Origin of the sequence: Microbacterium pratiae (genome assembly GCF_047302165.1) — a bacterium.
Classification (GTDB): Bacteria; Actinomycetota; Actinomycetes; order Actinomycetales; family Microbacteriaceae; genus Microbacterium.
Window position 1 is genome coordinate 2005753 of record NZ_CP154843.1, and the last position, 22342, is coordinate 2028094.

The window sequence follows — 22342 nt, forward strand, 5'->3', positions numbered from 1 at the left end:
GGGAATATCCGGGGCGCGCCGTCGGTTTCGGGGGGCGAACCGGTCATCCGCATCCGTTCCCGGAAGGATCTTCCGCGACGTTTTGCGAAATGGGCGCCGGTCATGCAAACTATCGCCGCCCCACTCGGCGCGGCAACCGGCAACACCTGGAAGTAGAGGCCTTTCGACATGGCTACGGATTACGACGCACCCCGCAAGACCGAGGACGACAGCGAGTCGATCGAGGCCCTGAAGGAGCGCGTGCCCGACAAGTCGTCGGGCTCGATCGACAACGAAGACGCCGACAACCCCTCGGGCTTCGAGCTGCCTGGGGCGGATCTCTCGGACCTCGAGCTCGATGTCGTCGTCCTCCCCCCGCAGGAGGACGAGTTCACCTGCATGGAGTGCTTCCTCGTGAAGCACCGCACTCAGATCGACCACGAGACGAAGACCGGCGCAATCTGCACCGAGTGCGCCGCCTGACGACCACGACTCTCGCTGACCCTCGACGCTCCGGCGTCGGGGGTCAGTCTTTTTCTGCCCCGGCTCCGCCTCGGGCGGCTACGCCTCGTGGGCGGGGAAGTCCGTCGCGGCGCGAGCGCTCCCGATGACCGCAGCGACCCGAATCGGAGTCCTCGAGGAGAACACCCAGTGCGTCACCGGGTCGTCCTGGTCTTCGATCGCCACGCGCACCACGCCGTCGATGCCGCCCCGCAGCATGTGCCACGAGGCCGGGGACAGCCCGGGGCCGCGTGCCTGCCGTGCGTCGTCCCCGGTCAGGGTCTCGATGTCGCCGAGGTACTCGAGCTCGATGCTCGCGCGGCCGACGCGCAGGCGGCCGTCCGAGACTTCGATGACCGGTGAGAGCGCGATGAGGCCGGCGACGACGAGGGCACCGACGGTGATTCCCGCGAGGAGCCCGACGACCGAGTCGAGCGGGGCGAGCACGAGCGCGACCATGGGGCCGCACACCGCGGCGCTCACGAGCACCCAGAGTGACGGGCTGAGGCGCTCGCGGTAGCTGGCTGCGGGCGGGGTGGCGGGGGCGGAACTGTGCATTAGCCTCGTGGGGTGACCGAATCCGTGGACGTCCCCATTATCGCCGCGAACGTTCCGGTGTACGCCCACCCCGGGGATGCCGGCGCGGATCTCGTCTCCACCGAGGCTGTTCGGCTCGAGCCCGGGCAGCGTGCGCTCGTCGGGACCGGCGTGCACATCGCGCTGCCCGAGGGTTTCGCCGCCTTCGTGGTGCCGCGCAGCGGGCTTGCGGCCAAACACGGGATCACCGTCGTCAACTCTCCGGGAACGGTCGACGCCGGGTACCGCGGCGAGATCAAGGTCACGCTCTTGAACACCGACACGGCCGCGGCCTACGACATCGCGCCGGGCGACCGAATCGCACAGGTGATCGTCATGCCGGTCACTCGGGCACGCTTCATCCCCGTCGACGCTCTGCCCGAGAGCGTCCGCGGCGAGGGCGGGTTCGGCTCGACCGGCTACCAGCAGACAGGAGTATCCGCATGAGCGATGACACGAAGTCCGCGCCGGCCGACCGCGCCGCATCCGGGCCGTTCGATGAGACCGAGGCCAACCCGGTCCGGCCGTACATCGATCTCGGCGGCATCAAGGTGCTGCCCCGCGAGGGACTGAATCTGCGACTCGAGGTGGAGGAGCAGACCAAGCGCATCGTCGCGGTGGGTCTGGATTACGCCGGGTCGACGCTGCAGGTGCAGCCGTTCGCGGCGCCTCGCTCGACGGGGCTCTGGGAGGAGACGCGCGAGCAGATCCGTCAGCAGGTACGGCAGCAGGGCGGCCGCGTCGAGGAGCGCGAGGGCCCGCTCGGCCCCGAGCTGCTCGCCGAGGTCCCCGTGATCGCCGGGGCGGACGGCAGCGGCAAGCGCCTCGCACGGTTCGTCGGTGTCGACGGTCCGCGCTGGTTCCTCCGCGGGGTCATCGGTGGTGCGGCGACGAACGACGTCGAGGCGGCGGCGCAGGTCGAAGACCTGTTCCGGTCGCTCGTCGTGGTGCGCGGAGGCTCGCCGATGCCGCCGCGCGACCTCATCCCCCTCAAGATGCCGGCGACCCCCGGTTCGGCGTGAGTCGCGACGAAGGGCCCGACGCCGCCGCGGAACGTCCCGCCGACCTGACTCCGCCGGATCCCGCGCCATCCGCGTCGGGTGTTCTGGGAGCGGCCCTCGGCGAGGCCGCGCGTAAGGCAGGCTTCGATCCCGAGACGAACGCGTCGACCGGGGGAGTCGTGTGGCGAGCCATGGGCGGATTCCGCGGCATCGTCGAAGCCGTCCTCCCGGGTCTGGTCTTCATCGTCGTCTTCACCCTGACCACCGACCCCGAGACGCGGGAGGCCGACCTCTGGTTGTCGCTCGGCCTGTCGGTCGGCGTCGCAGCGGTGTTCACGCTCCTGCGCCTCATTCAGCGCGGACCCGCCGGCGCCGCCTTCGGCGGTCTCATCGCCACGGCTGTCGCCGCAGGACTGGCTCTGTGGACCGGGCGGGGCCAGGACAACTTCATCCCCGGCCTGGTGACCAACGCCGCCTACGGCACGGCGTTCCTCATCTCGGCTCTCATCGGGTGGTCGCTCATCGGGCTCGCGGCGGGATTCCTCATGAACGAGGGGATCGCGTGGCGCCGCGACAAGCGCAAGCGGCGCGTCTACTTCTGGCTCGCCATCGCCTGGGCAGCCCTCTTCTACCTGAGGCTCGCCGTACAGCTGCCGCTGTACTTCGCCGACGAGGTCACCGCTCTCGGCACGCTGAAGCTCGTCATGGGGCTTCCGCTGTTCGCGCCGCTGGCAGCCGTAACCTGGCTCGCCGTGCGTGCGCTCTATAAGCAGCCCGCCGAGTGATATATTTATCTTGACGTCAAGATAAATTTCCCCCGATCCGACTAAGGGTCGCCTCACTAGATCGACCGGTGCGGCGAGGGGATGATGGGACAGTGCGCGCGAGCGCGCGGCCCGCCGATGAAGGAGAGCAGACGTGTCCACTGTTGACAGCTTCGGAGCCAAGAGCACCCTGACGGTCGGCAGCACCGACTACGAGATCTTCCGTATCGCCACGGTCGAGGGTTACGACCGTCTTCCCTTCAGCCTCAAGGTGCTGCTCGAGAACCTCCTGCGCACCGAGGACGGCGCGAACGTGACGCAGGAGCAGATCCGCGCCCTCGGTTCGTGGGACGCTTCGGCCGAGCCCGACACCGAGATCCAGTTCACGCCTGCCCGCGTCGTGATGCAGGACTTCACCGGCGTTCCCTGCATCGTCGACCTCGCGACGATGCGCGAGGCCGTGACGGCCCTCGGCGGCGACCCGAACCGCATCAACCCGCTCTCGCCCGCCGAGATGGTCATCGACCACTCTGTCATCGCCGATCTCTTCGGCAGCGAGAACGCGCTCGAGCGCAACGTGGAGATCGAGTACGAGCGCAACGGCGAGCGGTATCAGTTCCTGCGCTGGGGTCAGGGCGCGTTCGACGACTTCAAGGTCGTCCCGCCGGGCACCGGCATCGTCCACCAGGTGAACATCGAGCACCTCGCGAAGGTCATCTACGACCGCAACGTCGACGGCGTGCTCCGCGCGTACCCCGACACCTGCGTCGGAACCGACTCGCACACCACGATGGTCAACGGCCTGGGCGTGCTCGGTTGGGGCGTCGGCGGCATCGAGGCCGAGGCCGCGATGCTCGGCCAGCCCGTGTCGATGCTCATCCCGCGTGTGGTGGGGTTCAAGCTCACCGGCGAGATCCCGGCCGGCGTCACCGCGACCGACGTCGTGCTGACCATCACCGACATGCTGCGCAAGCACGGCGTCGTCGGCAAGTTCGTCGAGTTCTACGGTGCCGGTGTCGGCTCCGTCCCCCTGGCCAACCGTGCCACCATCGGCAACATGAGCCCCGAGTTCGGCTCGACCGCCGCGATGTTCCCCATCGACGACGTCACGCTCGACTACCTGCGTCTGACCGGCCGCGACGAGGAGACCGTCGCGCTCGTCGAGGCGTACGCGAAGGAGCAGTCGCTCTGGCACGACCCCGCGAACGAGCCGAGCTACAGCGAGTACATGGAGCTAGACCTCTCGACGGTCGTCCCGTCGATCGCCGGTCCGAAGCGTCCGCAGGACCGCATCCTCCTCTCGGAGTCCAAGGAGCAGTTCGCGAAGGACATCCTCAACTACGCGACCGCCGCCGACGAGCCCGTCGAGGTCGAGGGCACCTTCCCGGCGTCCGACCCGGGCACCGCTCCCGGAGTCGAGCACGAGACGCTCTCCGACGACACCGTCTCGCACCAGCACGACCACGCGCACGCGGGTCTGCTCTCGAGCGGCGCCCGCCACGCGGCATCCAACCCGGTGAAGGTCACGCAGCCCTCCGGCGAGAGCTACATGCTCGACAACGGCGCCGTGACGCTCGCGGCCATCACGTCGTGCACCAACACGTCGAACCCGTCGGTCATGATCGCCGCCGGCCTGCTGGCCCGGAAGGCGTCGGAGCGCGGGCTCACGCGCAAGCCGTGGGTCAAGACGACGCTCGGCCCGGGCTCGAAGGTCGTCACCGACTACTACGAGAAGTCGGGCCTCGACAAGGATCTCGAGAGCCTCGGCTTCTACACCGTCGGCTACGGCTGCACGATCTGCATCGGCAACTCCGGACCGCTGATCGACGAGGTGTCCGCGGCGATCAACGAGAACGACCTCGCCGTCACCGCCGTTCTGTCGGGCAACCGCAACTTCGAGGGACGTATCAGCCCCGACGTCAAGATGAACTACCTCGCTTCGCCGCCGCTGGTCGTGGCGTACGCGCTGGCCGGGTCGATGAACTTCGACTTCGAGACCGACGCGCTCGGCAAGGACTCGAACGGCGACGACGTCTTCCTGAAGGACATCTGGCCCGCAACCGACGAGGTGCAGGAGATCATCGACTCGTCGATCTCGCGCGAGCAGTTCATCAAGCAGTACGCGACCGTCTTCGACGGCGACGAGCGCTGGAAGAACCTGCCCACGCCGACCGGCCCCGTCTTCGAGTGGGACGAGAACTCGACCTACGTGCGGAAGGCGCCGTACTTCGACGGCATGCAGATGGAGCTGACCCCGGTCACGGACATCACGGGTGCGCGTGTCATGGCAACGCTCGGCGACTCGGTCACGACCGACCACATCAGCCCGGCCGGAAACATCAAGGCCGGCACGCCTGCGGCGCAGTACCTCACCGAGCACGGCGTCGCCCAGAAGGACTTCAACTCCTACGGCTCGCGCCGCGGAAACCACGAGGTCATGATCCGCGGAACCTTCGCGAACATCCGCCTGAAGAACGAGCTCACCGCGGCGGTCAACGACGGCAAGGTCGTCGAGGGTGGCTTCACGCGCGACTTCACCCAGGAGGGCGGTCCGCAGTCGTACATCTACGACGCGAGCCAGAACTACCAGGCGCAGGGCACCCCGCTCGTGATCTTCGGCGGCAAGGAGTACGGCTCGGGCTCGTCGCGTGACTGGGCCGCGAAGGGCACCAACCTGCTCGGCGTCAAGGCAGTCATCACCGAGAGCTTCGAGCGCATCCACCGCTCGAACCTCATCGGCATGGGCGTCGTCCCGCTGCAGTTCCCCGCCGGGGAGAGCTGGAAGTCGCTCGGACTCGACGGCACCGAGGTCATCTCGATCACGGGTCTCGAGCAGCTGAACGAGGGCGTGACCCCCAAGACGGTCAAGGTCGTCGCCGAGCCGAGCGAATTCTCGCCCGAGGGCAAGCAGACGGTCGAGTTCGACGCGATCGTGCGCATCGACACCCCCGGTGAGGCGGACTACTACCGCAACGGCGGCATCCTGCAGTACGTGCTGCGCTCGCTCGTCTGAGACGCCGAGCTGCAGTAGCCACGAGAGGCCGGAGCGTCCAGCTCCGGCCTCTCGTGCATCCCGCTGATTAGACTTACCGGCACCCGAAGGAAGGAGGAGCTCGATGTCGTTGCTCTCCTCGATCTCGCATCCGCGCGATCTCGACTCCCTCTCGATCGCGCAGCTCGAGACGCTCGCCGGTGAGATCCGCTCGTTCCTCGTCGAGAACGTCGCGCGCAGCGGCGGGCACCTCGGTCCCAATCTCGGGGTCGTCGAGCTCACGCTGGCGATCCACCGGGTGTTCGACTCGCCGAACGACCCGGTGGTCTTCGATACAGGGCACCAGTCCTATGTGCACAAGCTGATCACGGGCCGCCAGGACTTCTCGCGGCTGCGCTCGCGCGGGGGCTTGGCGGGCTACCCGCAGCGCAGCGAGAGCGAGCACGACGTCGTCGAGTCGTCGCACGCGTCGAGCTCCCTCAGCTGGGCCGACGGCATCTCACGGGCCTTCGCCCGCACCGGTCGCACCGACCGTCATGTCGTCGCGGTGGTCGGAGACGGCTCTCTGACGGGCGGGATGACGTGGGAGGCGCTCAACAACATCTCCGACGACAACGATCGCAACCTCGTCATCGTCGTCAACGACAACGGGCGCTCGTACGCCCCGACGATCGGCGGCATGGCCCGCTTCCTGAACAAGGTGCGCACCACCGAGGGCTACCGGTCGCTGCACGAGGGTTCGGCCTCGCTCTTCGGTCGACTCGGACCGGCGGCGCGTGCCGTCTATCGCGGTCTGCGGGGCGGCACGCACGGGTTCCTCTCCAGGTTCGTGAACAACGAGGCGCTCTACTCGAACCTCGACATCAAGTACCTGGGCCCGGTCGACGGGCACGACCTCGAGGCGATGATCGAGACCCTGCGCATGGCGAAGGCGTACGGCGCCCCGGTCATCGTGCACGCCATCACCGAGAAGGGCCGCGGTTACGCCCCCGCCCGCCTCGACGAGGCCGACCAGTTCCACGCCGTCGGCAGGATCGACCCTGCGACGGGCCAGCCGGTGTCATCCGGCGGCAAGACGAGCTGGACGGACGTGTTCGCGGAAGAGCTCGTGTCGGCTGGTGAGCGCCGCGACGATGTCGTCGCGATCACCGCGGCGATGCTGCGGCCGACGGGACTGCTGCCCTTCGCGCAGCGTTTTCCCGACCGGGTGCTCGACGTCGGCATCGCCGAACAGCATGCGGTCGCGGCATCAGCGGGGCTCGCCTTCGGCGGACTGCACCCTGTGGTGGCGATCTATGCGACGTTCATGAACCGCGCGTTCGACCAGATGATGATGGATGTCGCGCTGCACCGCGCCGGCGTCACGTTCGTCCTCGACCGGGCGGGCGTGACCGGTCCCGACGGCCCCAGCCACCACGGCATCTGGGATCTTGCGATGCTCCAGCTCGTGCCCGGCATCCGTATCGCAGCCCCTCGCGACGCCGCGCGACTGCGGGAGGTCTTCCGCGAGGCCGTCGAGATCGAGGACGCGCCCACCGTGGTGCGATACCCGAAGGGCTCGGTCGGCGACGACCTGCCCGCCGTCGAACGCCTGCGAGACGGGACCGACGTGTTGGTGCGGGGGGAGTCGGACGATGTTCTCATCGTGGGCATCGGTCCGATGGCGCGTCTCGGCATCGAGGTCGCCGAGCGCCTGCGAGCTCAGGGCATCGGCGCGACCGTCGTCGACCCGCGTTGGGTGGTCCCGGTCGCGCGCTCCGTTGTCGAGCTGGCGGCCGAGCACCGGCTGGTGATCACGATCGAGGACGGGATCCGTGTCGGGGGTGTCGGCACCCGTATCCGCCAGGTGCTCCGCGAGGCCGGCATCGACACGGCCGTCGACGAGCTCGGACTGCCCGACGAGTTCATCGATCACGCGGAGCGCGACGAGATCCTCGACGACGCGGGCCTGACGGCCGCGAAGATCGCCCACGACGTCGTCGCGCAGGTCCTCGGCACCCGCATCCCCATCGCGCGCCCGAGCGCGGATGCCGAGTCCGACTGGGCGGATGCCGCAGACGCGCCCGGCCGCGCGGGTGCGAGCGACGGAGAGCCTCAGCCTCGCGGTCGCTGACGTCGTGCGCGGCCGGGATCGATGACGCGGTACCGCTCGTCGAATGCGTCCTCTGCTGCTGCGTCCGGGTCCTCGCTACGTCCGGCGATGCTGACAGCGCCGGCATCGGCTCGCCGAGCACGTTTCGCCGTGACGAACCACGCGCCCGCGAGCCCGATGGCCGTCACGGGGCCATTGACGATCAGGAGCCACGAGGACTCCAGGACCGCCGCGAGTCCCGTGGTCGGAGTCATCGTGACGAGGGAGTAGGCGGCGGTGACGACGACGCTCACGAGTACGCCGTAGGCGGCGAATATCGCGAGGTGAATCGGGACATGGGGTGACCGCCGCAGCAACCTTCCCAGTACGTACGCACCAGGTGCTCCGATGGCGAGCGCGACGACTGAGGCCGGCAGGATGAAGAGAGCCGCGACGATGCCGATGCCACCCGTGCTGATTGCCCAGACCGCGATCAGCAAGAAGGCGGTCCAGAGCCAAGCTCGTCCCGCACCGCTCCAGAACTCGGAACGGGTGAACGCGAACGGCTCGGCTGTCGTTCGGGGAGAGCTCGCTTCGTGCGCGGCGCCCGTCATGTGCGGGCCTCGGCGATGAGGTCGAGGAGCTCCCGCAGCGGCCGTCGCAGCATCGGGAGGCGGGCCAGCGGGAGCGCCATCGCGAGCAGTGCCAAGCCCTTGTCGAGCAGGCGCCGCGTCTTCGCCTGGTCATCGGAATCGTCGTAGACCCAGTACATCGCGAGCAGGAGATGCGCGAGGACGAGTGCGCCGGGCAGTGCTTCCGCGATGTCTTTCGGAAGCTTGTGGTCCGACTCGTCGACGGCGACGCGGAAGAGGTCCTCCACGATCGCGAGCGAGGCGTTCGACTCGGGCGACAGCGGGTTGATCGACGACCGCGGCGAGACGGCGGCCGTCAGGAACTCCGGCGCGTGGCCATGCGTCGGCATCAGTTGATCGAGGCCTGTGTGGAAGACGATCGCGAGCCGCTCCTTGAGGTCGCGCGTCGACTCGAGGCGGGGAAGGGCGGCAGCGCGGTGAGCCTGCTGGACCTGTAGGTAGAACTCCTGCACGAGCTCGTTCTTCGACGCGAAGTGGTAGTTCGTCGTCCCGACCGAGACGCCGGCCTCGGATGCGATGTGGCGGATGGTGGTCGCGTCGTAGCCGCGTTCGCGGAACGAGCGCAGTGCGGTCTCGACGATCAGGGCGCGGGTACGATCGCGCTTGGATCCGGTCGGCTCCGGGCTGCTGAACATGTTCAGATACTAGCGTCAGGTCGGGGGAAGCATCACGACCCGCACGCTCGTGGAAGCATAAAGGGATGACCGGCGACAACCTCACCCGTACCGACGCTCAACAGCGCGCAGCCGACATCCGGGTCCACACCATCGAGGTGTTCCTCGATGTCCGTGACGCCCCGCGTGCCGACGAGACGACATTCGGCACGCGAGCGACCCTCTCGTTCGATGCGCCCCACGGCGGGGAGACCTGGGTCGACTTCCTCGGTTCGACCGTCGACGCGGTCACGGTGAACGGCGAGAGCAGGCCGGTGGAATGGGACGGGGCACGCATCCGCATCCGTGACCTCGTCGAACGCAACACCGTGACGATCGAGGCCCGCGGCGTCTACAGCCGCTCGGGAGAGGGGCTCCACCGCTTCGTCGACCCTGTCGATGGGGCCGTCTACCTGTACACGCAGTACGAGCCCGCCGACGCGCGTCGCGTCTACCCGTGTTTCGAGCAGCCCGACCTGAAGGCGCGCTGGCGGATGCGAGTGGCTGCGCCCGCGGGCTGGCGGGTGCTGTCGAACGGTGCGGAGACCGAGCGGCAGGATGTCGTCGGCGGTACCGAGGTCGCCTTCGCGGAGACACTCCCGATCTCCAGCTACATCACGGCCGTCGCGGCTGGGCCCTACCATCGCGTCGACGCCGCCTGGAACGGCCCCGACGGGCCTGTCGATCTGGGCGTCCTGTGCCGCGCCTCGCTGGCGCCGTACCTCGATGCCGATGAGATCGTCGACATCACCCGCCGCGGGCTCGCATACTTCGGCGAGACGTTCGGGCTCGGCTATCCGTGGGGCAAGTACGACCAGATCTTCGTGCCCGAGTACAACCTCGGTGCGATGGAGAACCCCGGGCTCGTCACCTTCACCGAGGCGTACGTCTTCCGTGGGGCCGCGACCGCGGCGCAGCGCGAGGCGCGCGCCAACACGATCCTCCACGAGATGGCGCACATGTGGTTCGGTGACCTCGTGACGATGCGGTGGTGGGACGACCTGTGGCTCAAGGAGTCCTTCGCCGACTTCATGGGCTCGCACGCGTCGGTCGCGACCGGGCTCTATCCGGACGCCTGGGTGAGCTTCGCGAGCCGGCGTAAGGGGTGGGCCTATGAGCAGGACCAGCTTGCGACCACGCATCCGATCGTGGCCGACATCCCCGATCTGCAGGCGGCCAAGCTCAACTTCGACGGCATCACGTACGCCAAGGGAGCGTCCGTTCTCAAGCAGCTCGTCGCGTACGTGGGGGAGGAGGCGTTCTTCGCCGGCGCGCGCGAGTACTTCGCCGCCAACGCCTATGGGAACACCACGCTCGCTGATCTGCTGGATGCGCTCGAGCACGCCTCCGGACGCGACCTGCGGGCGTGGAGTCGCGCCTGGCTCGAGACCACCGGGATGTCGGATCTGTCGGTCGAGCGTGACGGAACGGGCGGCGTCATCGTCGTGCAGACCGACCCCCGCCCGCACCGCGTGACGATCGGACGGTATGCGGCGTCGGAGGGGGCGCTTCGCCGCGAGGGTGGCGTCGAGCTCGACCTCGTCGGCGCCCGGACACCGCTGCCCGGGGATGCCGCGGGCCTGATCATCCCCAACGACGACGACCGGACCTACGCGAAGGTGCGCCTCGACGATGACACGACGGCAGCGCTCGAGCTCTCGCTCTCGACCATCGGCGACCCGCTCGCTCGCTCCGTGGCGTGGGCCGCTCTCTGGAACGCGGTGCGCGACGGTCGACTCGACGTGGCGCGCTACCTCGCGATCGTCAGAGTGCACGCCGCCGCCGAGACCCACGTCGGCCTCCTCACCGACGCGTTCGCGCATGCCGACTATGCGATCGCCCATTACGCCGCCCCCGCGCAACGCGACTCGCTCGCCGCGCAATGGCTGGAGACTGTCTGGCTGTCCCTGCACGAAGCCCGCCCCGGGACGGACGCTCAGCTCGTCTGGGCGCGTGCCCTGGCCGCCGCCGCCGCGGTGGATTCCGGGCGTGCGGCGTCGTTGCGCCGGCTGCTCGCGGGCGACGGGCAGCTCCCCGACGGTCTCGTGCTCGATGCGGACCTGCGATGGAGCTGGCTGTTCGCGCTCGCTGCGACGGGCCAGGCCGGCCCCGCCGAGGTCGACGCCGAGCTGGTCCGCGACGATACCGCGAAGGGGAGGCGATCCCACCGCGCTGCCCGAGCCGCGCTGCCGGAGGCTGCCGTGCGCGAGGCCGGGTGGGTCGCGGCGTGGACGGACGAGACCCTGTCGAACGACGAGCTCGACGCGACCATCGCGGGCGTTCGCGCCGGTGGACGACGCGATCTCATCGCAGCCTTCGACGGCGACTACTTCTCGCGCATCGGCGGAGTCTGGGAGACGCGGAGCATCGAGATCGCGCGCCGCCTCGTGCGCGGACTGTTTCCCGCCACGGACGACCTGACGGCGGCGACGGCGTGGCTCGACGAGCACCCGGGGGCGCCGGCCGCACTGCGGCGCATCGTGATCGAGCAGCGCGATGTCCGCGAGCGCGACCTCCGGGTGCAGAGCTTGCAGAGCAGTCCCGCGGCGTGACACGACGAGGACCCCGCGGCGTGCTGCCACGAGGTCCTCGTCGGCGACGTCGCGCCCGGCGTCAGCGGTGCGCGATCCCGCGGATGGGCGGGTGGTGGAAGGTATCGCGGAACGCCCGCTCCGACGCGCCCTCCCGATCGAGGTAGGGCGAGGCCCCGCCGTCGATGAACGGCCAGCCGGCGCCCAGGATGAGGCACAGGTCGATGTCCTGAACCTCGGGGACGACGCCCTCGTCGAGCATGAGCTTGATCTCCTGGGCCAGGCCGTCCTGCACGCGCTGGAGGATCGTGTCGGATGCGACCGGCGACGAGCCCGTCGCCTTCTTCGCGATCTTCTCCGCGGCCTTGGTGAAGCCCGTGACTCGTCCGCCCTTGTCCTTCTCGACGACTTCGGAGAGCTCGGCGAGCTGGTGGAAGTTCTCGTTCGCGTAGAACCGCTCGGGGAACGCCGAGGTCATCGTGTCCTGCACGTGCGCGGCGACCTTCCAGCCGACGAGGTCGATGAGCTGGAACGGACCCATCGGCAGGCCGAGCGGCGCGAAGGCCTTCTCGACGTCGGCGACCGGCGTGCCCTCGTAGACGGCTCGTGCTGCTTCACCCATGACCTTCGCGAGCAGCCGGTTCACGACGAATCCGGGTGCGTCCTTGGTCAGGACGGCGTTCTTGCCGAGCCCCTTCGCCACGACGAAAGCCGTCGACAGGGCGGCATCCGTCGTCTGCGGCGTCTTCACGATCTCGATGAGCGGCATGACCGCGACCGGATTGAAGAAGTGGAAGCCGACGAGTCGCTCGGGGTGGGCGAGCTTCGCACCGATCTCCTCGACCGACAGCGACGACGTGTTCGTCGCGAGGATCGCGTCTTCGGCGATGATCTTCTCGATCTCGCCGAACACCTGCTGCTTGACCCCGACCTCCTCGAACACCGCCTCGATGACGAAGTCGCAGTCGGCGTACTCGGTCTTGTCGACGGTTCCGTGGACGAGCGAGCGGAGCTTGCCCGCGGTGTCGGAGTCGACGCGGCCCTTCGCCTCGAGCTTGCCGATCTCCTCGCGGATGTAGGCGAGGCCCTTGTCGACCCGCGCCTGGTCGAGGTCCGTGATGAGTACCGGCACCTGGAGCCTGCGGACGAACAGCAGCGCGAACTGGCTCGCCATGAGGCCCGCCCCGATGACGCCGACCTTCGTCACCTTCTTCGCCAGTGCCTTGTCGGGAGCGCCGACCGGTCGCTTCGCGCGCTTCTGCACCAGATCGAAGGCGTACATCGATGCGGCGAACTGGTCGCCGGAGATGAGCTCGGCGAGAGCGTCGTCCTCGCGGGCGAAGCCTTCATCGCGGGATCCGCTGCGGGCCTTCTCGAGGAGCTCGAGCGCCGCGTACGGCGCCTTCGGCACGGTGCCGATCTTCGACTCGAGCATGCCGCGCGCGACCTTGACGGCGATGGGCCACTTGGTCAGGCGCTCCAGCTTGCCGGGTTCGTTCTTGCGTGTGACCGAGACCGCACCCGAGAGCACGCGATCCGCCCAGGCGAGCGAGTCCTCGAGGTAGCTCACCGCGGGGAAGATCGCGTCCACGATGCCCAGATCGAAGGCCTGCTGCGGCTTGAGCACGCGGTTCTGCTTCAGCGGATTGCTGATGACGACTTCGAGAGCGTTCTCGATTCCGATGAGGTTCGGCAGCAGGTAGGCGCCTCCCCAGCCGGGGATCAGGCCGAGGAAGACCTCGGGCAGCGCGATGGCCGCCGCGGAGGCGTCCACGGTGCGGTAGGTGCTGTTGAGGGCGATCTCGAGACCGCCGCCGAGGGCGAGACCGTTCACGAACGCGAAGGAGGGCACGCCCAGCTGCGACAGGCGCCCGAGCACTTGGTGCCCGCGCTGCGCGACGAGCTTCGCGATCTCCTTCGAAGGCAGCCGTGACACGTCGGAGAGGTCGGCGCCCGCGGCGAGGATGTACTGCTTGCCGGTGATGCCGACCGCGTCGATCTCCCCGGCCGCCGCGCGGGCGGCGAGCGCATCGAGCACGCTGCCCAGTTCGGCGAGCGTCGCCGGTCCGAGTGTGTTCGGCCGGGTGTGGTCTCGGCCGTTGTCGAGGGTGATGAGCGCGAGCGTGCGGCCCGAGGCGAGCCGGACGTCGCGCACCAGCGCGTGCGTGACGACCTCGTCACCGGTGAGAGCGTCGAGCGGGGAGAAGTCGATGTCGTCGTAGGTCATGTCGGCGCGCCTCACTTCTTCGGGGTCTTCTTCTTGCCGGTGTAGTGCGGGTTCTCCCAGATCACGGATCCGCCCTGGCCGAGGCCCACGCACATCGCGGTGAGGCCGTAGCGGACGTCGGGACGCTCGGCGAACTGGGCGGCGAGCTGGATCATCAGACGCACACCGGATGCTGCCAGGGGGTGACCGACCGCGATCGCTCCGCCCCACGCGTTGACCCGAGGGTCGTCATCGTCGATGCCGAAGTGATCGAGGAGCGAGAGCACCTGCACCGCGAACGCCTCGTTGAGCTCGAACAGCCCGATGTCGTCGATCGTGAGCCCGGCCTTGGCGAGTGCCTTCTCGGTGGACGGGATGGGTCCGATGCCCATGACCTCGGGCTGGACGCCGGCGAAGCCGAACGACACCATGCGCATCTTCGGGGTGAGTCCGAGCTCTTTCACCGCACGCGACCCGGCGAGAAGGCTGATGGTCGCGCCGTCGGTCAGCGGGGACGAGGTGCCCGCGGTGACGCGGCCGTGCGGGCGGAAGGGCGTCTTCAGCTGAGCGAGCCCCTCCATCGTGGTCTCGGGTCGGCGGCCCTCGTCCTCGGTCGCGAGGCCCCACGCGCCGTCCGCGGACTTCACCGCGACGGGAACGAGATCGGGCTGCAGCTTGCCCGCGTCGTACGCCGCCTGGGCCTTCTGCTGGCTCCGCATGCCGAACCGGTCGGCACGCTCCTTCGTGAGCACCGGGAAGCGGTCGTGCAGGCGCTCCGCGGTGATGCCCATGTTCAGCGCATCGGCGCTGACGAGCTTCTCGGTGAGGAAGCGGGGGTTCGGGTCGGTGTCGCCGCCGCCGAGCGGGTGGCGACCCATGTGCTCGACCCCGCCCGCGAGGGCGAGGTCGTACATGCCGATGCCGATCGCCCCGGCCATCGTGGTGACGCTCGTCATCGCGCCCGCGCACATCCGATCGATCGCGAACCCCGGGACGCTTTGGGGGAGTCCGGCGAGGATCGCCGCCGTGCGACCGAGGGTCAGGCCCTGGTCGCCCTGCTGCGTCGTCGCGGCGATCGCCACGTCGTCGATCCGGTCGAGCGGCAGGTCGGGGTTGCGTTCGATGACGCCCCGGATCGCTTTGACGACGAGGTCGTCAGCTCGGGTGTTCCAGTACATGCCCTTCTCGCCGGCGCGCCCGAACGGGGTGCGCATGCCGTCGATGAAGTAGACGTCCGAGATCTCGGCCACTTTGCCTCCAGAAGATGGGATCCACCCCAGCCTAGAGAGCCGGGGAGGCCGGGAAAATCGGTTGGGTCGAACCTACGAACCGCTCGAGGACGGTGCGGCATCCCCGTTCACGGAATCCACAAAGGCTTGCGCGATCAACTGTGCGGTCTGCTCAATCTGCCACCGGCGCGCCCCCAGCTCGGCCAAAGCCGCCCCGACGGTCTCGGGGGAGATCTCGGCGGGCGGCGACCAAGCCACGCGACGGAGGAGCTCGGGCGTCAGCAGGTTCTCGGTCGGCATCGACAGCTCCTCGGCGCGCTGCTCGACGAGCGGCTTGGCGGCCTTGAGGCGAGCGTCCGCGGGAGGGTTGCGGTCGACCCACGCACGAACCGGCGGCAGCCCGTCGCCGGGGAGCCGGTCGGGCGGCAGCGACTGCTCGGCCCGCCCCTCTTCGAAAGCTGCCCACCAGCGGTCGAGCTGCGAGCGGCTGGCGCGGCCGGTAAAGTCCTTCACTTTCGCCAAGTCCTGCTTCGTCTTGGGGTCGGCGGCGAGCGCCGCGACGAGCGCGCGGTCGGGTACGAGCCGGCCGGGAGCGATGTCCTGTTCGCGGGCGTACTCCTCGCGGGCGGTCCAGAGCGCCCGGGCCACCGCCAGCGCCCGGCGGCCTCGGATGGTGTGGAGTCCGCTGAGGCGGCGCCACGGATCCTCGCGCGGGGGCTTCACCGGTCGATCGAGCACGGCCTGGAACTCCTGCGCCGCGAAGTCGACCTTGCCCTGCGCCTCGAGCTCCAGGGCGAGCGCGTCGCGGACGTCGATGAGGTGCTCGACGTCGAGGGCGGCGTACTCGAGCCACGACTGCGGCAGCGGGCGCGTCGACCAGTCGGCGGCGGAGTGCGCCTTCGCGAGGACGATCCCCAGAGTGTCCTCGACCACGGCACCGAGACCGACGCGCGCATGGCCCAGGAGCCGCGCAGCCAGCTCGGTATCGAAGATCGACCGAGGGTCGAGCCCTGCCTCACGCAGGGACGGAAGGTCTTGACTCGCTGCGTGGAGTACCCACTCGACGTCGCCGATCGCCTCCTGCAGGGGAGCGAAGGTCGTGATCGCGGGCGGGTCGAACAGGTGCACGCCCGCGCCGCGACGGAAGACCTGGATGAGGTAGGCGCGTTGTGAGTATCGGAAGCCCGACGCCCGCTCGACGTCGACGGCGACAGGGCCGTCGCCGGCCGCGAGGAGTTCCGCGGCGCGTTCGAGTCCGGCGTCATCGGCGATGACGGTGTATTCAGCCACGGTTCCCCCGGCGTGCTCCGAAGACGGCGACGCCCTCCGACCCCGGAGGAAGGCCGGCCAGCATGCAGGTCAGTTCCGCCCAGGCGTCGATGTGGGCGGTGATGTCTCCGACGGGGGTCCAGGAGGCGCGCAGTTCGATCTGTGCGCCATCGCCCTCCTCGGCAAGGCTTCCGAAGCCGCGCGAAAGAGTCTTCGTCGCGGTCCCGGAGACGGAATGGAACGATGCGCCGCGGTGATCCAGAGCATCGATCAGCCACGACCAGGCGACCTCCGCCAGGAGCGGGTCGACGCCGATCTCCGGCTCGAGCGGTGCCTGAGCGAAGGCGACGATGCGCCAGGGGCCGCCCCAGGCGTCGGGCTCGTCCTCATCGTGGAGGACGACGATGCGGCCGGTGCCGTACGGGGAGTCCACGGCGTGGTCTTCGGGGCGTACGTCGCCGGCGAGCGCGAGGGACTCCGGCGCGAGCCCGGTCGGCGCAGGGATCTCGCGCACCACGATGTCATCGCGGAACGCCATCGCCAGCACCGCTTCGCGAGCGACGACGAATGCCGTCGCGTCGGCGGGGGGACGGAAATCGGCCACGTCGACAGACTAGAGTGAGGCCTCGATGATGGGTTCCAGGCGCGCCGGGGCTGCGGGCGCATCTCCCGCAGCAGCCACCGCCGCGAAGACGACGATCGCGGCACTCGCCGGAGCCATGGGGATCACGCTCGCGGCGCTCGGAACCGTTTCGATGCGCGTCGCGCGCAAGGTCGTCACGCCCGCGGGGCGCGTGCCCGATACGGAGCTCCTCGCCGTCGACGTCGCCGCCCAGACGCTGACGCTCTCGCGCAACCCCGACACCGAGCTGCCGGGGCGCTACGGGCTCTTCACGACGGGCACCGCCTCCTACGTCAAGGTCGGTGCGGTGCTCGCCCAGGACGAGACCTCGGTCAAGCGCAAGCTGCTCACCGAGATCGGAACGGACGACCACCTCTCAGCGGCCGCCGCCTTCAGCGGGTGGTACTACACGGACCCCGCAGAGCTGCACCTGCCGTACCGCTCCGAACTCGTCGGATCTCCGCTCGGGCCCTGTCCTGCCTGGTTCTTCCCCGCCACGGACGAAACCGGCGAGCCGAGCGACACCTGGGTCCTCCAGATCCACGGACGCGGTACGACACGGGCCGAGACGCTCCGGGCCGTGCCGGTGTTCCACGCCGCCGGCGTCTCCTGCCTGCTGGTGTCGTACCGCAACGACGGCGAGGCGCCGCGCAGTCGATCGGGCACGTACATGCTCGGCGCGACCGAGTGGCGCGACGTGGATGCCGCGATCGGCACGGCCCGTCGCCGCGGAGCCCGCCGGGTCTTCCTCATGGGGTGGTCGATGGGAGGCGCGATCGCCCTCCAGGTCGCCCTGAACTCGGCGCACCGCGACATCATCGCCGGGGTCGTGCTCGAATCGCCGGCGATCGACTGGCGCATCGTGCTCGACTACCAGGCGCAGCTCCTCCGCATTCCCGGACCCGTCGCGAGCACCGCGGTGCGGGCGCTCGACAGCGACTGGGGGTCGCGCATCGTCGGGCTGAACACGCCCATACCCTTCGACCGCCTCGACGTGGTCGCGCGTGCGGCCGAGCTGCGGCATCCGATCCTCATCCTCCACAGCGACGACGACGGATTCGTTCCCGCCGACGCCTCCTACCAGCTCGCTGAAGCGCGCCCCGATCTCGTCGAGCTCGAGATCTTCCAGACCGCGCGGCACACGAAGCTGTGGAACTACGACCCCGAGCGATGGACGTCGGTCATCCGCGCGTGGCTCGAGCGCCGACGCTCAGGCGCAGGTAGCTGAAGCCCGCGGCATCCATGATCGCGCCCGTCACCCGCGTCGGCACGTCCGTCGCGACGGGAAGGACGGGATGCCGCACCGGCCCGATCCGCGGTGCCACCGTGAGGCACACCTCGTCGACGACACCCGCCGCGAGGAACTGCGCGGCGAGCGTCGGGCCGCCCTCGCAGACGATCCGCTCCCAGCCGCGAGCCGCGAGAGCGGCGACGACGTCCGCGGGGGTGACATCGGGGCCGGCGCCGGCGGTGACGACTGCGACGCCGGGAGGGGCCTCGGGGGCCGAACCGCCGGGGACCACCAGGACCACACGGCCCGCCTCGGCGTCGGCGAGACGATGACCGTCGAGACGGCCCGACCGCGAGACGATCGCGAGAGCCGCGGTGCGCGGGACGACGTAGCCCTCTGCGCGGACGCTCGCTGCCCCCGCCACCACGACATCCGCATCTCGACGGATGATGCCGAGCACGGCGCGGTCGGTCGGGCTCGTGATGGTGTCGCTCGTCCCGTCGTCACCCGAGGCCGACCCGGTGAGGGTCGTGACCATGTTCAGGCGGACGTACGCGCCGGGCGCTCGCCGGTACCGGCGAGCGAGCCATGCCCGTCCGGCATCCGTCGTGGAATCCGCGCTCTCTCCGGTTTCCGGCAGCATCTCGGTCACACGCACGGCGTCATCCTTTCACGCCGTTAGGGTTGATCCGTGACGAGCACATCCGCCGGAATCCTGCGCCTCAGCGACCGTCGTCCCGAGGTGAGCGGCTCCGAGATGCTCGGCGCCCTCGTGCCGCCTCGACAGTTCGACGAGGCGACGTTCGACTCGTACCGAGCCGACCCGCAGTACCCGTCGCAGCAGGAGGCGAAGGACCTTCTGGAGACCTTCGCCCGAGGTGGTGCTCCCGCCGCGCGAGGAGGACTGTTCCGTCGTGCGAAGAAGGTGCCCGAGACCAAGCCTGGCGTGTACCTGGACGGCGGGTTCGGTGTCGGCAAGACTCACCTGCTCGCCGCGATCTACCATGCGATGCCGGCCCGCCGGAAGTACTTCGGCTCGTTCATCGAGTACACCGCGCTCGTCGGCGCCGTCGGCTACCAGAACACCGTGCAGCTCCTCCGCGGGGCGGACCTGCTGTGCATCGACGAGTTCGAGCTCGACGATCCGGGCGACACGATGGTGATGACGCGGCTCCTCGGCGAGCTCGTCGCGTCGGGAACGCGCCTCGCCGCCACGTCGAACACCCCGCCGAACGCGTTGGGCGAGGGCCGGTTCGCCGCCCAGGACTTCCTCCGCGAGATCCACGCCATGTCGGCGAGCTTCCAGACCATCCGGATCGACGGCACGGACTACCGTCAGCGCGCCGTCGACGGACACGCCGTTGCGATGGCCCCCGAGCAGTACGAGTCCGCGATCGCGGAGGCCGCGGCATCCGGACTCGTGTCGGACGACGCGTTCGCCGACGTCATCGCGCACCTCGCGACGGTGCACCCCTCCCGCTACATCCGCCTCGTCGACGACATCTCGACGATCGGATTGCGCGACGTCACGCAGCTGACGGACCAGTCCGCCGCGCTGCGCTTCGTCGCGTTCATCGACCGCGCGTACGACGCGCAGATCCCCATCCGAGCGACGGGCCGCCCTCTCGACGAGGTGTTCGGCGACGAGATGCTGGGCGGCGGATACCGCAAGAAGTACCTCCGCGCCATCTCGCGTCTGGTTGCTCTCACCCACTCCTGAGCTCCTGCGCAGGCGCCTCGCGGCGTGAGGAAACCTGATGTTTACCGGGGGAGCGATCGCGTAACCGTTCGGAAACACGAGTGCGCCGTCGGGGGAAACTGGCTGCCTCGACACTGAGGGGACCCGACGCTACACCTGCGTCCCTGCAGAGAGGTTCCCTTCGAGATGGATCAAGGCAACACCGCATTCATACTCATCGCGGCCGCATTCGTCCTGCTGATGACGCCAGGACTCGCGTTCTTCTACGGCGGTCTCGTCAAGGCCAAGAGCGTCATCAGCATGATGATGATGAGCTTCGGCGCACTCGGACTCATCGGCGTCCTCTGGGTGCTCTTCGGGTACGCCATCGCCTTCCCCGGCGCTGAGGGAACCGTCGCCCCCTGGTCGATCGACTGGAGCGCCATCGGCCTGAGCAGCCTGCTCGAGACGCCGGACGACGCCGCCTTCCCGCCGATGGCCTTCGTCTGCTTCCAGGCGACCTTCGCCATCCTGACCGTCGCTCTCGTCTCCGGCGCGATCGCCGACCGCGCCAAGTTCGGCGCGTGGATGCTGTTCGCCGGTGTCTGGGCGACGATCGTCTACTTCCCGGTCGCGAGCTGGGTCTTCAACTTCGGCCTCGCCGACGACGGCTCGTTCGAGTACGGCGGTTGGATCACCAAGGGCCTGCAGGACGTCTTCGGCGTCGGCGCGATCGACTTCGCCGGTGGTACCGCGGTGCACATCAACGCCGGTGCGGCGGCCCTCGCCCTCGCCCTGGTGCTCGGCAAGCGCGTCGGCTTCCAGAAGGGCGTCCACGTTCCCCACAACCCGCCGTTCGTCCTGCTCGGCGCCGGTCTGCTGTGGTTCGGCTGGTTCGGCTTCAACGCGGGCTCCGAGCTCGCTGCCGACGGCACCGCCGCGCTCGCCTTCATCAACACGATCGCCGCTCCCGCCGCCGCCCTCCTGGCCTGGCTGCTCGTCGAGAAGATCAAGGACGGCAAGCCCACCTCGGTCGGCGCCGCCTCGGGTGCGGTCGCGGGTCTCGTCGCGATCACCCCGGCCTGCGCGTCGGTCGACCCGATCTGGGCCATCCTGCTCGGCCTCATCGCCGGTGCCGCTTGCGCCCTGGCGATCGAGCTCAAGTACAAGCTCGGCTTCGACGACTCGCTCGACGTCGTGGGCATCCACCTCGTCGGCGGCCTCATCGGAACGCTCTACCTCGGCTTCTTCGCCAACGGCACCGGCCTGTTCATGGGTGGCGACGCCAGCCAGCTGATCGTCCAGGCGATCGCCGCTCTCGCTGTCCTCGTCTACTCCTTCGTGCTCGCCTTCATCATCGGCTTCGCGATCGAGAAGACGATCGGCTTCCGCGTCAAGAACGAGGACGAGATCGCCGGCATCGACACGGTCATGCACGGCGAGGTCGGCTACACGCTCTCGGACGCGAAGGTCTGATCAGACCTCGCACCTGAGCCCGGCGGGGCATCGCGGAGTGATCCGCGGTGCCCCGCCGGCGTTTCGGTTGGCAGGTGACGCCGCCATGAGCGAGGTGTGGGGGCGTGAGCTGCCAGGTGGGATGGCGGCTCGGATGTCACAGCGGGTGGGTGAGGGGGCGGGTGAGGTGACGCGGCGGGTCGTGCGGGCTGGGTTAGTTTGGGCGCATGGGTGTGCTTTCGCGAGTGTGGGATCTGTTGCGTCCGCGCCGGGCGGCGGGCGGCTCGTCGCGGCCCACGGACACGCGATCGCGAGCGGGAGCCGGTGCGCCGCCTCGCGTCGGCGGTCGGCCCGCGTCGGGCGGAGGGGCCGCGAGCGCGGCATCCGTCGTCGAGGTCGCTCTCCCCGGAGCCGGCGGTCTGGTGCTCGCGTACGAGCCCCGGCCCGATGAGCAGCCCGATCCCGGCGAGATCGTGTGGGCGTGGGTGCCGTATGCGGAGGATGCCGCTCGCGGCAAGGACCGCCCGCTGCTCGTGCTCGCGCGCGCCGACGGCGGACGCAGCTGGGCCATGAAGCTCACGAGCAAGCCGCACGACGGCGAGCGTGACCACATCGCTCTCGGCACGGGGGACTGGGACCGCGAGCGCCGCCCGTCGTGGCTCGACGTCGATCAGATCTACCTCGTCGCCACGAGCGGCATCCGCCGCACGGCCGGCTCTCTCGACCGCACGACCTACCGCCGGGTCGCCCAGTCCCTGTCGCAGCGCTACGGCTGGCGCGCGGCCCGCTGAGCGCCCGCGGGATCGGTTGCGCCGAGAGTGCACCATCGCCGCGAGGACGGACCGGGAGACGTGCGTTCTCGCGGCGATGGTGCGTGGTCGGCGCTCGGCCCGGGGTCTGCCGTGATCGCTGCGGGGGTGGTTTCATGGCG

19 protein-coding genes are annotated in these 22342 nt (G+C 69.4%); 11 read left to right on the forward strand and 8 right to left on the reverse strand.

Translation table 11 applies throughout. From position 1 onward, the window contains the following. The first annotated feature begins 168 nt into the window (after positions 1 to 168). Positions 169 to 462: a DUF4193 domain-containing protein gene (locus AA0Y20_RS09415; protein ID WP_412938978.1), complete on the forward strand. Its 294-nt coding sequence runs from the start codon at positions 169 to 171 to the stop codon at positions 460 to 462. Between the two features lie 78 nt (positions 463 to 540). Here the strand turns inward: AA0Y20_RS09415 and AA0Y20_RS09420 are convergent, their stop codons facing one another. Next, positions 541 to 1038, reverse strand: a complete 498-nt coding sequence (locus tag AA0Y20_RS09420) for a DUF3093 domain-containing protein (protein WP_412938980.1) — start codon at positions 1036 to 1038, stop codon at positions 541 to 543. Between the two features lie 12 nt (positions 1039 to 1050). Between AA0Y20_RS09420 and dut the strand changes: the two genes are divergently transcribed. The 5 genes from dut to dxs all read left to right on the forward strand — a co-directional run bounded on the left by dut (position 1051) and on the right by dxs (position 7926). Next, positions 1051 to 1503 carry a dUTP diphosphatase gene (dut, locus tag AA0Y20_RS09425; protein ID WP_412938981.1) on the forward strand — a complete coding sequence of 151 codons (453 nt, stop codon included), beginning with the start codon at positions 1051 to 1053 and terminating at the stop codon, positions 1501 to 1503. Beyond that, positions 1500 to 2078, forward strand: a complete 579-nt coding sequence (locus AA0Y20_RS09430) for a DUF3710 domain-containing protein (protein ID WP_412938982.1) — start codon at positions 1500 to 1502, stop codon at positions 2076 to 2078. Before dut ends, AA0Y20_RS09430 begins: the two co-directional genes overlap by 4 nt. Next, entirely contained in the window at positions 2075 to 2842 is a 768-nt protein-coding gene (locus AA0Y20_RS09435; RefSeq protein ID WP_412938983.1) for a DUF3159 domain-containing protein, read from the forward strand. The genes AA0Y20_RS09430 and AA0Y20_RS09435 overlap by 4 nt, the downstream gene beginning before the upstream one ends. Before the next feature lie 133 nt (positions 2843 to 2975). Then, positions 2976 to 5834: an aconitate hydratase gene (locus AA0Y20_RS09440; protein WP_412938984.1), complete on the forward strand. Its 2859-nt coding sequence runs from the start codon at positions 2976 to 2978 to the stop codon at positions 5832 to 5834. Positions 5835 to 5937: 103 nt separating this feature from the next. Further along, the gene (dxs, locus tag AA0Y20_RS09445) at positions 5938 to 7926 is read left to right on the forward strand and encodes a 1-deoxy-D-xylulose-5-phosphate synthase (protein WP_412938985.1); all 1989 of its coding nucleotides are present in this window, start codon (positions 5938 to 5940) and stop codon (positions 7924 to 7926) included. On the opposite strand, the gene AA0Y20_RS09450 is transcribed toward dxs, so the two are convergent. Beyond that, a complete protein-coding gene (locus AA0Y20_RS09450; RefSeq protein ID WP_412938986.1) occupies positions 7908 to 8498 on the reverse strand; it encodes a hypothetical protein in 591 nt (196 codons plus the stop codon). The two genes, dxs and AA0Y20_RS09450, sit on opposite strands and share 19 nt — an antisense overlap. Then, the gene (locus AA0Y20_RS09455; protein ID WP_412938987.1) at positions 8495 to 9172 is read right to left on the reverse strand and encodes a TetR/AcrR family transcriptional regulator; all 678 of its coding nucleotides are present in this window, start codon (positions 9170 to 9172) and stop codon (positions 8495 to 8497) included. Before AA0Y20_RS09455 ends, AA0Y20_RS09450 begins: the two co-directional genes overlap by 4 nt. Positions 9173 to 9237: 65 nt before the next feature. Here AA0Y20_RS09455 and pepN point away from each other — a divergent pair, with 65 nt between their 5' ends. Continuing rightward, a complete protein-coding gene (pepN, locus tag AA0Y20_RS09460) occupies positions 9238 to 11742 on the forward strand; it encodes an aminopeptidase N (protein ID WP_412938988.1) in 2505 nt (834 codons plus the stop codon). A gap of 61 nt (positions 11743 to 11803) precedes the next feature. Here pepN and AA0Y20_RS09465 read toward each other — a convergent pair whose 3' ends face one another. The 4 genes from AA0Y20_RS09465 to AA0Y20_RS09480 form a co-directional block, all read right to left on the reverse strand. Beyond that, positions 11804 to 13948, reverse strand: coding sequence for a 3-hydroxyacyl-CoA dehydrogenase NAD-binding domain-containing protein (locus tag AA0Y20_RS09465; protein WP_412938989.1), 2145 nt, complete (start codon positions 13946 to 13948; stop codon positions 11804 to 11806). Positions 13949 to 13959: 11 nt separating this feature from the next. Further along, a complete protein-coding gene (locus tag AA0Y20_RS09470; protein WP_412938990.1) occupies positions 13960 to 15177 on the reverse strand; it encodes a thiolase family protein in 1218 nt (405 codons plus the stop codon). Between the two features lie 72 nt (positions 15178 to 15249). Continuing rightward, a complete protein-coding gene (locus tag AA0Y20_RS09475) occupies positions 15250 to 16446 on the reverse strand; it encodes a ribonuclease D (protein WP_412938991.1) in 1197 nt (398 codons plus the stop codon). Continuing rightward, complete coding sequence (locus AA0Y20_RS09480; protein WP_412938992.1) at positions 16439 to 17029, reverse strand: DUF3000 domain-containing protein; 591 nt, start codon at positions 17027 to 17029, stop codon at positions 16439 to 16441. The genes AA0Y20_RS09475 and AA0Y20_RS09480 overlap by 8 nt, the downstream gene beginning before the upstream one ends. A gap of 25 nt (positions 17030 to 17054) precedes the next feature. Here AA0Y20_RS09480 and AA0Y20_RS09485 point away from each other — a divergent pair, with 25 nt between their 5' ends. Further along, the gene (locus AA0Y20_RS09485) at positions 17055 to 18275 is read left to right on the forward strand and encodes an alpha/beta hydrolase family protein (protein ID WP_412938993.1); all 1221 of its coding nucleotides are present in this window, start codon (positions 17055 to 17057) and stop codon (positions 18273 to 18275) included. Here the strand turns inward: AA0Y20_RS09485 and AA0Y20_RS09490 are convergent. After that, complete coding sequence (locus AA0Y20_RS09490; protein WP_412938994.1) at positions 18229 to 18936, reverse strand: dihydrofolate reductase family protein; 708 nt, start codon at positions 18934 to 18936, stop codon at positions 18229 to 18231. The genes AA0Y20_RS09485 and AA0Y20_RS09490 overlap by 47 nt on opposite strands. A gap of 33 nt (positions 18937 to 18969) precedes the next feature. Between AA0Y20_RS09490 and zapE the strand changes: the two genes are divergently transcribed. The 3 genes from zapE to AA0Y20_RS09505 all read left to right on the forward strand — a co-directional run bounded on the left by zapE (position 18970) and on the right by AA0Y20_RS09505 (position 22202). Continuing rightward, entirely contained in the window at positions 18970 to 19998 is a 1029-nt protein-coding gene (gene zapE, locus AA0Y20_RS09495) for a cell division protein ZapE (RefSeq protein ID WP_412938995.1), read from the forward strand. A gap of 165 nt (positions 19999 to 20163) precedes the next feature. After that, positions 20164 to 21432, forward strand: a complete 1269-nt coding sequence (locus tag AA0Y20_RS09500; protein ID WP_120262848.1) for an ammonium transporter — start codon at positions 20164 to 20166, stop codon at positions 21430 to 21432. A gap of 206 nt (positions 21433 to 21638) precedes the next feature. Then, complete coding sequence (locus tag AA0Y20_RS09505) at positions 21639 to 22202, forward strand: type II toxin-antitoxin system PemK/MazF family toxin (protein ID WP_412938996.1); 564 nt, start codon at positions 21639 to 21641, stop codon at positions 22200 to 22202. Positions 22203 to 22342 lie beyond the last annotated feature (140 nt).

Coding starts and splice junctions, on each gene's coding strand:
- AA0Y20_RS09415 (WP_412938978.1), top strand. CDS start 169: ATGGCTACGGATTACGACGCACCCCGCAAGACCGAGGACGACAGCGAG.
- AA0Y20_RS09420 (WP_412938980.1), bottom strand. CDS start 1,038: ATGCACAGTTCCGCCCCCGCCACCCCGCCCGCAGCCAGCTACCGCGAG.
- AA0Y20_RS09430 (WP_412938982.1), top strand. CDS start 1,500: ATGAGCGATGACACGAAGTCCGCGCCGGCCGACCGCGCCGCATCCGGG.
- dxs (WP_412938985.1), top strand. CDS start 5,938: ATGTCGTTGCTCTCCTCGATCTCGCATCCGCGCGATCTCGACTCCCTC.
- AA0Y20_RS09450 (WP_412938986.1), bottom strand. CDS start 8,498: ATGACGGGCGCCGCGCACGAAGCGAGCTCTCCCCGAACGACAGCCGAG.
- AA0Y20_RS09455 (WP_412938987.1), bottom strand. CDS start 9,172: ATGTTCAGCAGCCCGGAGCCGACCGGATCCAAGCGCGATCGTACCCGC.
- pepN (WP_412938988.1), top strand. CDS start 9,238: ATGACCGGCGACAACCTCACCCGTACCGACGCTCAACAGCGCGCAGCC.
- AA0Y20_RS09465 (WP_412938989.1), bottom strand. CDS start 13,948: ATGACCTACGACGACATCGACTTCTCCCCGCTCGACGCTCTCACCGGT.
- AA0Y20_RS09485 (WP_412938993.1), top strand. CDS start 17,055: ATGATGGGTTCCAGGCGCGCCGGGGCTGCGGGCGCATCTCCCGCAGCA.
- AA0Y20_RS09500 (WP_120262848.1), top strand. CDS start 20,164: ATGGATCAAGGCAACACCGCATTCATACTCATCGCGGCCGCATTCGTC.
- AA0Y20_RS09505 (WP_412938996.1), top strand. CDS start 21,639: ATGGGTGTGCTTTCGCGAGTGTGGGATCTGTTGCGTCCGCGCCGGGCG.